At 61.8% G+C, this 11,573-nt stretch carries 9 protein-coding genes; 7 read left to right on the forward strand and 2 right to left on the reverse strand.

The features are described from left to right. The first annotated feature begins 26 nt into the window (after positions 1-26). The 7 genes from pimC (at position 27) to AC1Q6J_RS11785 (ending at position 6,925) form a co-directional block, all read left to right on the forward strand. Positions 27-1,214 (forward strand): pimeloyl-CoA dehydrogenase large subunit, encoded by a 1,188-nt coding sequence (gene pimC, locus AC1Q6J_RS11755; protein WP_492279504.1) that lies wholly within the window; start codon positions 27-29, stop codon positions 1,212-1,214. Positions 1,215-1,398: 184 nt separating this feature from the next. Continuing rightward, positions 1,399-2,541 (forward strand): pimeloyl-CoA dehydrogenase small subunit, encoded by a 1,143-nt coding sequence (gene pimD, locus AC1Q6J_RS11760; RefSeq protein WP_492279505.1) that lies wholly within the window; start codon positions 1,399-1,401, stop codon positions 2,539-2,541. Between the two features lie 23 nt (positions 2,542-2,564). After that, positions 2,565-3,338 carry an SDR family NAD(P)-dependent oxidoreductase gene (locus AC1Q6J_RS11765; RefSeq protein ID WP_492279506.1) on the forward strand — a complete coding sequence of 258 codons (774 nt, stop codon included), beginning with the start codon at positions 2,565-2,567 and terminating at the stop codon, positions 3,336-3,338. A 208-nt stretch (positions 3,339-3,546) separates the two neighbouring features. Beyond that, the gene (glpK, locus tag AC1Q6J_RS11770) at positions 3,547-5,055 is read left to right on the forward strand and encodes a glycerol kinase GlpK (RefSeq protein WP_492279507.1); all 1,509 of its coding nucleotides are present in this window, start codon (positions 3,547-3,549) and stop codon (positions 5,053-5,055) included. Between the two features lie 149 nt (positions 5,056-5,204). Continuing rightward, positions 5,205-5,915 carry a carbonic anhydrase family protein gene (locus AC1Q6J_RS11775; RefSeq protein ID WP_492279508.1) on the forward strand — a complete coding sequence of 237 codons (711 nt, stop codon included), beginning with the start codon at positions 5,205-5,207 and terminating at the stop codon, positions 5,913-5,915. Between the two features lie 8 nt (positions 5,916-5,923). Further along, positions 5,924-6,106 (forward strand): hypothetical protein, encoded by a 183-nt coding sequence (locus tag AC1Q6J_RS11780; protein ID WP_492279509.1) that lies wholly within the window; start codon positions 5,924-5,926, stop codon positions 6,104-6,106. 192 nt (positions 6,107-6,298) lie between these two features. Next, positions 6,299-6,925: a glutathione S-transferase family protein gene (locus tag AC1Q6J_RS11785; RefSeq protein WP_492279510.1), complete on the forward strand. Its 627-nt coding sequence runs from the start codon at positions 6,299-6,301 to the stop codon at positions 6,923-6,925. 69 nt (positions 6,926-6,994) lie between these two features. Here the strand turns inward: AC1Q6J_RS11785 and AC1Q6J_RS11790 are convergent, their stop codons facing one another. Both AC1Q6J_RS11790 and metH read right to left on the reverse strand, forming a co-directional pair. Continuing rightward, positions 6,995-7,504 (reverse strand): hypothetical protein, encoded by a 510-nt coding sequence (locus tag AC1Q6J_RS11790; protein ID WP_492279511.1) that lies wholly within the window; start codon positions 7,502-7,504, stop codon positions 6,995-6,997. A gap of 190 nt (positions 7,505-7,694) precedes the next feature. Beyond that, complete coding sequence (gene metH / locus AC1Q6J_RS11795; protein WP_492279512.1) at positions 7,695-11,549, reverse strand: methionine synthase; 3,855 nt, start codon at positions 11,547-11,549, stop codon at positions 7,695-7,697. Positions 11,550-11,573 lie beyond the last annotated feature (24 nt).

Genomic DNA, 11,573 nt, shown 5'->3' on the forward strand with positions numbered 1-11,573 from the left:
TCGTTTTTGAATTTCAGGAGGGTCCAATGGATCTCAGTTTCAGCAAGGAAGAACTGGCGTTTCGCGATGAAGTGCGGACCTTCTTCAAGGAAAGCCTTCCCGCCGACATCCGCCAGAAACTGGTGGAAGGCCGCCATACCAGCAAGGAAGACATGGTCGCCTGGCAGCGCATCCTGAACAAGAAGGGATGGGCGGTGCCGCACTGGCCGAAGGAGTACGGCGGCACGGGCTGGTCGCCGGTGCAGCAGTACATCTTCCTCGAGGAGTTGCAGTCGGCTCCCGCGCCGTCGCCGCTGCCGTTCGGCGTCAACATGGTCGGACCGGTGATCTACACCTTCGGCAATGAAGAGCAAAAGAAACATTACCTGCCGCGCATCGCCAATCTCGACGACTGGTGGTGCCAGGGCTTCTCCGAGCCGGGTGCGGGTTCCGACCTCGCCTCGCTGAAGACCACCGCCAAGCGCAAGGGGGACGTCTACGTCATCAACGGTCAGAAGACCTGGACTACGCTGGCGCAGCATGCCGACTGGATCTTTTGCCTTTGCCGCACCAATCCGGATGCCAAGAAGCAGGAAGGCATCTCGTTCATCCTGTTCGACATGAAGTCGCGCGGCGTCACCGTGCGTCCGATTCAGACCATCGACGGCGGCTTTGAGGTCAACGAGGTGTTCTTCGATGACGTCGAGGTGCCGGTCGAAAATCTCGTCGGCCAGGAAAACAAGGGCTGGGATTACGCCAAGTTCCTGCTCGGCAATGAGCGCACCAACATCGCACGCGTCGGCATGTCGAAGGAGCGTGTCCGCCGCATCCGCGATCTTGCGTCCAAGGTCGAGTCGGACGGCAAGCCGCTGATTCAGGATTCCCGTTTCCGCGAGAAGCTCGCGGCCGTGGAAATCGAGCTGAAGGCGCTCGAATTGACGCAGATGCGCGTCGTCGCCAACGAAAGCAAGAACGGCAAGGGCAAGCCCGACCCGGCATCCTCGACCCTTAAGATCAAGGGTTCGGAGATTCAGCAGACCATCACCGAACTGCTGCTCGAAATCACTGGCCCATTCGCGCTGCCTTACGCGGACGAAGACGATAAGAGCAACGAGGAAGCAAGCTGGGCGACCCACGTCGCGCCGGGCTACTTCAACTATCGCAAGGTCTCCATCTACGGAGGCTCGAACGAGATTCAGCGCAACATCATCACCAAGGCCGTGCTGGGTCTGTAAGGCTTCTCCCCCGCCCTGCTCTTGCGGGGAGAGGGACAATCATATGCCGTCATGGCCGGGCTTGACCCGGCCATCCACGTCTTGCTTCGGGACAGGAAGACGTGGATGCCCGTGACAAGCACGGGCATGACGATTTGTTTTGTTGATGCGCCGGCGAATAGCCGGGTGCAATTGGAGGCAGATAATGGATTTTGATTTGTCCGAGGAGCAGCGGCTCCTGAAAGATAGCGTCGAGGGCTTGCTGGCTGACTCTTACGATTTCGATCAACGCAAGAAGTACGCCAAGGAAAAGGGCGGCTGGAGCAAGACGGTCTGGAACAAGCTGGCGGAGCAGGGCCTGCTCGGCCTGCCGTTTTCGGAAGACGATGGCGGTTTCGGCGCCGGCGCGGTGGAAACCTCGATCGTGATGGAAGCGCTGGGACGGGCGCTGTTGCTCGAGCCGTATCTCGCTACCGTGGTGCTCGGCGGCGGCTTCCTTCGTCACGGCGGCTCCGCCGAACAGAAGGCCGCGCATATTCCCTCGATCATCGACGGCAGCAAGACGCTGGCCTTCGCACAGCTCGAGAAGAACTCGCGCTACAATCTCGCTGACGTCACCACGACTGCGAAGAAGAAGGGCGCGGGCTGGATCATCGACGGCGAGAAGTTCGTCGTGCTGCAGGGTGAAACGGCGGATACGCTGATCGTGACCGCGCGCACCAAGGGTGGCCAGCGTGATCGCAGCGGCATCGGTGTCTTCCTGGTGCCGGCCAACGCCAAGGGCGTCACCATCAAGGGTTATCCGACCCAGGACGGCATGCGTGCTGCGGATATCCGGTTTGAGGGCGTCGAGGTCGGCGCGGACGCCGCGATCGGCGATCCGGAGAACGGTCTGCCGCTGGTCGAGCGCGTGGTCGACGAGGCGCGGGTCGCCCTGTGCGCCGAAGCTGTCGGTGCGATGGACGAGTCGCTGAAATCGACCGTCGAATATCTCAAGACCCGCAAGCAGTTTGGCGTGGCGATCGGCCAGTTCCAGACCTTGCAGCACCGCGCAGCGGACATGTTCGTGGCGCTGGAACAGGCACGCAGCATGTCGATCTTCGCGTCCATGGCGTCCGATTTCCAGGATGCCAAGGAGCGCGAGAAGGCGGTCGCAGCAGCGAAGGTGCAGATCGGCAAGTCGCTGAAGTTCGTCGGACAGCAGGCGATCCAGCTTCATGGCGGCGTCGGCATGACCATGGAGCTCAAGATCGGCCACTACTTCAAGCGGCTGACCATGATCGAGAGCACCTTCGGCGATACCGACTATCACCTGCGCCGCGTCAGCGAAGTGGGCAATCTGGTCTGATTTGAAAAGCTGGAGATGCGGCCATGACCAAATCGCCATTCGATCTGGCAGGGAAAGTGGCTGTCGTTACGGGCTCGAGCCGCGGCATTGGCCGCGCCTCGGCGGAATTGCTGGCGCGGATGGGGGCGAAGGTTGTCGTCTCCAGCCGCAAGGCCGACGCCTGCGAGACTGTTGCAGACGCCATCCGCAAGGAGGGCGGTGACGCCCACGTCATCGCCTGCAACATCAGCCGCCGCGAGGAAGTCGATGCGCTGATCAGCGGCACCGTGAAGCACTACGGCCAGATCGATATTCTGGTCTGCAACGCGGCGGTGAATCCGTATTATGGTCCGTTGCTCGACATCGCGGATGAGGCCTTTGACAAGATCATGGGGGCCAACATCAAGAGCAATATCTGGCTCTGCAAGCAGGCGATGCCGAGGATGGCCGAACGCGGCGGCGGGTCGGTGGTCATCATCTCATCGATCGGCGGCCTGCGCGGTTCGACCGTGATCGGCGCCTACGGTATCTCGAAAGCGGCGGATTTCTCGCTGGCGCGCAGTCTGGCCGGCGAGTGGGGCCCGAAGAACGTGCGGGTCAATTGCATCGCGCCGGGTCTCGTCAAAACTGATTTCGCCCGCGCGCTGTGGGAGGATCAGGACAACCTCAAACGCCGCACTGCGACCACGCCGCTGCGCCGGATTGGCGAGCCGCACGAGATTGCAGGGGCGGTGGTCTATCTCGCTTCCGACGCCTCGACCTTCATGACCGGCCAGACCATCGTGATCGACGGCGGTGTCACCACGGCAGCAGTGTAAGTCCTCCTTATCTGCCTCACTCGTCATTCCGGACGGCCCGCGGAGCGGGCTGATCCGGAATCCAGAAGAATTCATCGCACCAATCCGCTGGATTCCAGGTTCGCTCGCTAGGGCTCGCGCCCCGGAATGACGTTGATATTGACGCCCGCCCGCGTAATCGCTTTGTTTGCGTTTCGAAACCAAAACGAAAAGCATTCGAGGAAACGGCATGGCGTCCCATATTCTGGCGATCGATCAAGGCACGACATCGTCGCGCGCCATCGTCTTCCGTTCGGACATTTCCATCGCGGCCCAGGCCCAGCTGGAATTCCAGCAGCATTTTCCGGCCTCCGGCTGGGTCGAGCACGAGCCCGAGGATATCTGGACTTCGACGCTCGCGACCTGCCGCGAAGCGATGAACAAGGCCAACGTCGCCGCGTCCGATATCGCCGCCATCGGCATTACCAACCAGCGGGAGACCACAGTGGTGTGGGACCGCGCCACCGGCCACGCAGTGCATCGCGCCATCGTCTGGCAGGACCGGCGCACGGCGGAGATATGCGCCAGACTGAAAGCGGAAGGCCACGAGCCGCTGATCAGCGCCCGCACCGGTCTCATTATCGATCCGTATTTCTCCGGTACGAAAGTGGCATGGATTCTCGACCATGTCCCCGGCGCGCGGGAACGGGCCGAGCGCGGTGAACTGATGTTCGGCACGGTGGACTCGTATCTCTTGTGGCGGCTGACCGGCGGCAAGGTCCACGCCACCGACGCCACCAATGCCTCGCGCACGCTGCTGTTCAACATCCACAAGGGCGAGTGGGACGATGATCTGCTAAAGCTCTTGCGGGTGCCGCGCTCGATGCTGCCGGATGTGCGCGATTCCTCAGCGAGTTTCGGAGCCACCGTTCCGGAACTGCTCGGCGGTTCGATCGCCGTGCGCGGTATCGCCGGCGACCAACAGGCGGCCACCATCGGGCAGGCGTGTTTCACGCCGGGCATGATGAAATCGACCTACGGCACCGGCTGTTTCGCGCTGCTCAACACCGGCACCACGGCCGTTGCGTCGAAGAACAAGCTGCTGACGACCATCGCCTATCAGTTGAACGGCCAGCGCACCTATGCGCTGGAGGGTTCGATCTTTGTCGCGGGGTCTGCGGTGCAGTGGCTGCGCGATGGACTAGGCCTGATCAAGCATGCCAGCGAGACCGGACCGCTCGCGGATGAAAACGACACCATGCAGTCGGTCTATCTGGTGCCGGCCTTTGTCGGCCTTGGCGCGCCATACTGGAATCCGCGCGTGCGCGGCGCGCTGTTCGGCCTGACCCGCAACACCGGTCCCGCCGAGCTGGCGCATGCCGTGCTGGAGAGCGTGTGTTACCAGACCTACGATCTGTGGGCGGCGATGCGCGCCGACTGGCCGGAGGCGAAAGAGACCAACACCGTGCTGCGCGTCGACGGCGGCATGACTGCCTCCGACTGGACCATGCAGCGCCTCGCGGATCTGCTCAACGCGCCGGTGGACCGGCCGATGATTCAGGAAACCACGGCGCTGGGCGCGGCTTATCTCGCCGGTCTTGGCGCGGGCGTCTATCCAGAGCCCGCGCGGTTTGCGGATTCATGGCGGCTGGAGCGGCGATTCAAGCCGAACATGTCGGAAGCGACGCGCACGCGCAAACTCAAGGGCTGGTCGCAGGCGGTGAAGGGCGTGCTGGCGAGCGATCCAGGCGAGGAATAGGCGGACATCGAACAGCGGCTTGAAGCGATTTATCGCAACCGCGATTGTATTTTCTTAACGGTTTGGACCCAAGTGTGGCGTCCGCCGCCATCGCGGCGTACTCTTGTTTGCAAGGAAGTTCAGAAAGGCATTTTCAGGGAGACGTCCTCATGCTGCACCGCCGAGCGTTTTGCACCTGCGCTTCAGTCGCCCTCGTTTCATCATTTGCATCGAACAGTGCCCGCGCCGTGGAGGCAGCCTGCGCCGTCATGACCAGCGACCGCCAGCACGCCCTCAGCCCGGACGAAGCGCTGGCGCGGCTCAAGGTCGGCAACGAGCGCTTCGTCGCCGGCAAGACCATCAATTGTGACCTGATGCAGCAGGCCCGGGAAACCTCGAAGTCGCAGGCTCCGTTCGCCGCCATCGTCGGCTGCATGGATTCGCGCGTGCCGCCCGAGCTTGTTTTCGATCAGCGGATCGGCGACGTTTTCTGCACCCGAGTGGCAGGCAACTTCATCAACACGGATTTCATCGGCAGTCTGGAATATGCGACCAAGGTTGTTGGCGCGCGGGTCATTGTGGTGCTCGGACATAGCGACTGCGGCGCCATCAAGGGCGCCATCGATCATGTTAAGCTGGGTCATCTGACGGCGACGCTCGCTCATATCCAGCCGGCCGTGACGGCGAGCAAGGCCAGCGGCGAACGAACCTCGAAGAATGCCGCCTTCGTCCAAACAGTGGCCGAAACCAATGTCAGGATGGGCATGGCAACACTGACGGCGAAAAGCCCCGTGATCAAAAGCCTGGTCAAGGCGGGCCAGCTTCGCATCGTCGGCGCGATGCAGGATCTCGCGACCGGCCGCGTCAGCTTCATGGCATAAATCACAAAATGGCGGTCGGAGAAAACTCCAGCCGCCATGACCTCCAACTGACTCTTTCTTACTGGCAGATCACCTGCGGATTGCCGGGGCACGTGATCGAAACCGGCCGGCAGAGGACACCATTGCGCAAACTGAAAGGCTGGTCGCAGGCGGTGAAGGGCATGTTCGCTTTCGATTTCGTCGAAGACTGAGTTCAGATTATCGAAAGCGGAGTTCAAATCCTCGCCCTTCCGTAGGGCGCGTTTACGCGCATCTGCGACGCGCTATGGGGAGAGGGAGCGCATGCGTCGTGGCGATACCCAGCAATGCCGCAAACATGCTTGCCAATCGGGTATCTCGCCGGGTGTAATCGCGTTCGCAATTTTGCGGCGGAGACCACCTTGATGAATCTGATCGGCCAATACGATTCTCCCTTTGTGCGGCGAGTCGCGCTCGCGTTGAGGTTCTACGGCATTCCGTTCGAACACACGCCATGGTCGACCTTCGGTGACGCTGAGAAGATCGCACTCTACAATCCGCTGATGCGCGTGCCGACGCTGGTGCTGGACGACGGCGAGGTGCTGATCGAGAGCACGGCCATCCTGGATTTTCTTGACGAGATTTCCGGCCCGTCGCGGGCGCTGATCCCCGACTGCGGCCACGTCCGGCGCGAGGTGTTGCACATCTGTGCGCTTGCCACCGGCCTCGGCGACAAGGCCGTGAGTCTGCTTTATGAGCGTGTGCTGCGCGGCGAGGAATCGAAGCGCTGGGTCGAGCGGTGCCGGTCGCAGATCGCCGGCGTGTTTGCTAGCCTTGAAGAAGACCGCATGCGGCACAAGACGCGGTTCTGGTTCGGCGACGACATCACCCATGCCGACATCGCGGTGGCCTGCGTGATTCGGTTCACGCGGGAAGCCCATGCCGGATTGTTCGATGCGGCGCGCTATCCCGCGCTCGATCGCCATGCGGAGACCTGCGAAGCGTTGCAGCCATTTCAGGATATCGTGCAGCCGCTGGCGCCGCCGAGCTGACATGCGAAAGCGGTGGCCGGATGGCTCCGGCCACCGCTTGTTTGTTCAATTTAAACCGCGATCAAACCGTTACTGACACAGGGTCCGCGTGCCCTTGATGAAGGTGCCGGGCTGACAGACGAAGCCGTTTCGCGCCGCATAGTTCGAAGAATACGGTATCGCTACGCCGTTGTAGGCGTAAGCATCCACGTAGCCCGGACCATAGGCATAGCTGTCGCGATACGGCCCGCCGAATGGCGCGGTTGCGATGGCACCGGCGGTGCCGACAGCGGTCGCTGCGACGGCCCCCGCGGTTCCCACCGCGCCAGCCACAACATTCCCCGGCCGGAAACCGGTGTCGCGGTTCTCCCACCCGCGATCTTGCGAGGCCGAGCGCATGTAGACTCCGTCACGGCTCTGCATACGGGCACTGTGCTTCATGTGCTTGGTGGAACTGTGCTTCATGGGCCTGATCTGTTTGGCTTTGTCGCTCTTGCCATGCATCGCGGCGCGCGGCTTAGCCGTGTCCTGTGCGAGTGCCGGGGTGGCGACCAGAGCGGTTACAGCCGCAGCAGCGGCGAAAAAGCTCACCTTTTTCATGGTCTCTCCTTTTGTGAGGTTGAGGGGGGCTGGCGGCGCACCAACGTCTCATGCAGGAGGCTGTTCCGGGTTACACAATAATTGATGTCACACGCGCGTGAGTTTCACGCGCGGACCGGGAACATATCAACATCACGCGATCAACGACCGCGCAGCATCAAGCGGTAGATTCAGCGAAGTTGAATCAACTTCAACGCGCGATGGCGCTCGCCACCGGTTTGCTGTTCATCCGCAGATGCATCGCGCAGCCGCAGCCCGGTGGATGCTTCGCCAGCGGCAGTGTCGCGACATCCGGCTCCTCGGACTCGGGCCGTGCATCGCGCGAGGGAATGTAGTTCAGAATCGGCGCCAGCCAGCGTTCGATTTCCTCAGGCTTCATTCCCTTGCGCTCGGCATAGTCCTCGACCTGATCGCGTTCGATCTTGCCGACGCCGAAGTAATAGCTTTCCGGATGGCTGAAATAGAGGCCCGACACCGAGGAGCCCGGCCACATCGCAAAACTCTCGGTCAGCGTCACGCCCGCGGTGCGCTCCGCATCGAGCAGGCGGAACAGCGTCGCCTTCTCGGTGTGATCGGGCTGCGCGGGATAGCCCGGCGCCGGGCGGATGCCGGCATACTGTTCGAGGATCAGTTCGTCGGTCTTGAGTGCTTCATCCGGCGCGTAGCCCCAGAACTCCTTGCGCACGCGCTGATGCATCCGTTCGGCGAAAGCTTCTGCCAGGCGATCCGCCAGCGCCTTCACCAGAATGGAAGAGTAATCATCGTTGGCGTTCTTGAAGCGATCCGCGATCACGTCCTCGCCGATGCCCGCCGTGACTACGAACATGCCGATGTAATCAGGCACGCCGCTCGAAATCGGTGCAATGAAATCCGACAGCGCGACGTTCTTGCGGCCCTCGCGTTTTTCAAGCTGCTGGCGAAGCGTGTGCAGCGTGGTCAGCGGCTTGGTGCGCGCCTCGTCGCTGTAGAGAACGATGTCGTCACCTTCCGCATTGGCCGGCCAGAATCCGATGGTGGCCGTCGCCTTGAACCAGTTTTCCTTGACGATGCGGTCGAGCATCTTGCGGGCATCGTCATAGAGAGCGCGCGCGGCTTCGCCGACCTTCGGATCGTCCAGAATAGCCGGGAAGCGTCCGGTCAGTTCCCACGTCTGGAAGAACGGCGTCCAGTCGATGAATTCGGCGAGTTCCTCGAGTGAGTAATCGCTGAAGCTCTTGATGCCGATGAACGCGGGCTTCTTCGGCTGGGTCTTTGACCAGTCGATCTGGTGCGCATTGGCGCGCGCGGCTTCCAGCGAGAGACGCTTCTTGTCCTGCTGCGCCTTGTAGTGGGCATTCGAGATCTTCAAATAATCGGCGCGCACCTCGCGGGCATATTCCTCGCGCTTTTCCGGTGACAGCAATGACGATGCCACGCCGACCGCGCGGCTGGCGTCGTTGACATGCACGACGGGCCCGCGCTTGTAGGCGGGATCGATCTTAACAGCAGTATGCACGCGGCTGGTGGTCGCGCCGCCAATCAGCAACGGAAGATCAAGGCCCTGGCGCTCCAGTTCGGAGGCCATGAACACCATCTCATCCAGCGAGGGCGTAATCAGGCCGGAGAGACCGATGATATCGGCATTCTCGGCCTTTGCCGTCTCAATGATCCTGGCGGCGGGCACCATGACGCCGAGATCGACGACCTCGAAGTTGTTGCACTGAAGCACGATGCCGACGATGTTCTTGCCGATGTCGTGGACGTCGCCCTTTACGGTGGCAAGCACGATCTTGCCGGCGGAGTTGCGTCCGTCGCCAGCAATGCCAGCGGCCTGATTGCGCGCTTTTTCTTCTTCCATGAACGGCATCAGATAAGCGACCGCCTGCTTCATCACGCGCGCGGACTTCACCACCTGCGGCAGGAACATCTTGCCGGCGCCGAACAGGTCGCCGACGACGTTCATGCCGTCCATCAACGGGCCTTCGATCACATGTAGTGGCCGCTCCACCGTGAGGCGTGCAGCTTCGGTGTCGGCGTCAATATATTCGGTGATGCCGTTGACCAGCGCGTGGCTCAGGCGCTTCTCCACCGGCCATTCACGCCAGGCAAGATCCTGTTCCTTGACCTGCTTTTCCTGGCCGCGGAATTTTTCCGCCAGCTCCAGCAAACGCTCCGATGCGCCGGGATCGCGATTGAGAATGGTATCTTCGCAGACCTGGCGCAGTTCGGGATCAATGTCGTCATAGATCACCATCTGTCCGGCGTTGACGATGCCCATGTCCATGCCGGCCTTGATGGCGTGATACAGGAACACCGAATGCATCGCCTCGCGCACCGGCTCGTTGCCGCGGAACGAGAACGACAGATTCGAGACGCCGCCGGAAATATGCGCATGCGGCAGGTTCTGCCGGATCCAGCGCGTGGCCTCGATGAAATCGACGCCGTAATTATTATGTTCTTCGAGGCCGGTGGCGATGGCGAACACGTTCGGATCGAAGATGATGTCCTGCGGCGGGAAATCGAGCTTCTCGATAAGGAGATCGTAGGCGCGCTTGCAGATCTCGATCTTGCGCTCATAGGTGTCCGCCTGTCCGACCTCATCGAACGCCATCACGACCACTGCAGCGCCGTGGCGGCGTGCGATCCCTGCTTCATGCAGGAACTTGTCGACGCCTTCCTTCATGGAGATCGAGTTGACGATCGGCTTGCCCTGCACACACTTCAGGCCGGCCTCGATCACGTCGAATTTCGACGAGTCGATCATCACCGGCACGCGAGCGATGTCTGGTTCGGAGGCGACCAGATTGAGGAACTCGATCATCGCCTGCCTGGAATCCAGCAGGCCTTCATCCATGTTGATGTCGATGACCTGCGCGCCGTTCTCGACCTGATCGCGCGCCACCTGAAGGGCGGCGGTGTAATCGGCGTTCTTGATCAGCTTGCGGAAGCGGGCCGAGCCGGTGACGTTGGTGCGTTCGCCGACGTTGACGAACGGAATGTCGGAGGTCAGCGAGAACGGCTCGAGGCCTGACAGACGCAGCAGCGGCGGGATTTCGGGAACGATGCGCGGCTTGTGCGGGGCGCAGGCTTCGGCAATCGCCTTGATGTGCGCGGGTGTGGTGCCGCAGCAGCCGCCGACCACATTGACCAGACCGGCCTGTGCGAACTCGCCGACCAGCCGCGCCATGTACTCCGGGCTCTCGTCGTACTGGCCGAATTCGTTCGGCAAGCCCGCGTTCGGATAGGCGCAGACCAGCGCATCGGCAACGCGGCCAATGTCGGCGATATGCGCGCGCAGGTCTTCCGCGCCGAGCGCACAGTTAAAGCCGATGGTGATTGGGTTGGCGTGCTGCACCGAATACCAGAACGCTTCCGGCAGCTGGCCGGAGAGCAGGCGGCCTGATTTATCTGTGATAGTGCCGGACACCATCACCGGCACATGGATGCCGCGCGCCTCGGTGATTTCGGCGATGGCGTAGAGCGCGGCCTTGGCGTTCAGCGTATCGAAAATGGTTTCGACCAGCAGCAGGTCCGCGCCGCCATCGAGCAATCCGTTGATCTGCTCGCTGTAGGCGATACGCAGGTCGTCGAAGGTCACTGCGCGGTAGCCGGGATTGGCGACATCCGGCGAGATCGACGCGGTGCGGTTGGTCGGACCGAGGGCGCCGGCGACGAAACGCGGCTTGCCATCCTTCGCGGTCGCGCGGTTGGCGGCGTTCCGCGCCAGCCTGGCACCGTCGCGATTCAGTTCATAGGCGAGATCGACCATATCGTAGTCGGCCTGCGCGATGGAGGTCGAGGAGAAGGTATTGGTCGCGACGATGTCCGCGCCCGCGTCGAGATAGGCGAAATGAATGTCCTCGATCGATTGAGGTTGCGTCAGGATCAACAGGTCGTTGTTGCCTTTGACGTCGCGGTGGAAATCCTTGAAGCGCTCGCCGCGAAAGGCGGCTTCGTCGAACTGAAGCCCCTGGATCATCGTGCCCATCGCGCCGTCGAGCACAAGGATGCGCTCGCGGGCAAGCGCGCGGAATTTTTCAGCGATGGGACTCGAATTCTTCACCACGGTATCATCCTGTTGTCGTCATGG

The organism is Afipia sp. MLSD5-FHT05B12 (genome assembly GCF_058793355.1).

Excerpts from the sequence above, each read along its gene's own strand:
- pimC (WP_492279504.1), top strand. The coding sequence starts at position 27 with ATGGATCTCAGTTTCAGCAAGGAAGAACTGGCGTTTCGCGATGAAGTG.
- pimD (WP_492279505.1), top strand. The coding sequence starts at position 1,399 with ATGGATTTTGATTTGTCCGAGGAGCAGCGGCTCCTGAAAGATAGCGTC.
- AC1Q6J_RS11765 (WP_492279506.1), top strand. The coding sequence starts at position 2,565 with ATGACCAAATCGCCATTCGATCTGGCAGGGAAAGTGGCTGTCGTTACG.
- glpK (WP_492279507.1), top strand. The coding sequence starts at position 3,547 with ATGGCGTCCCATATTCTGGCGATCGATCAAGGCACGACATCGTCGCGC.
- AC1Q6J_RS11775 (WP_492279508.1), top strand. The coding sequence starts at position 5,205 with ATGCTGCACCGCCGAGCGTTTTGCACCTGCGCTTCAGTCGCCCTCGTT.
- AC1Q6J_RS11780 (WP_492279509.1), top strand. The coding sequence starts at position 5,924 with ATGGCGGTCGGAGAAAACTCCAGCCGCCATGACCTCCAACTGACTCTT.
- AC1Q6J_RS11785 (WP_492279510.1), top strand. The coding sequence starts at position 6,299 with ATGAATCTGATCGGCCAATACGATTCTCCCTTTGTGCGGCGAGTCGCG.
- AC1Q6J_RS11790 (WP_492279511.1), bottom strand. The coding sequence starts at position 7,504 with ATGAAAAAGGTGAGCTTTTTCGCCGCTGCTGCGGCTGTAACCGCTCTG.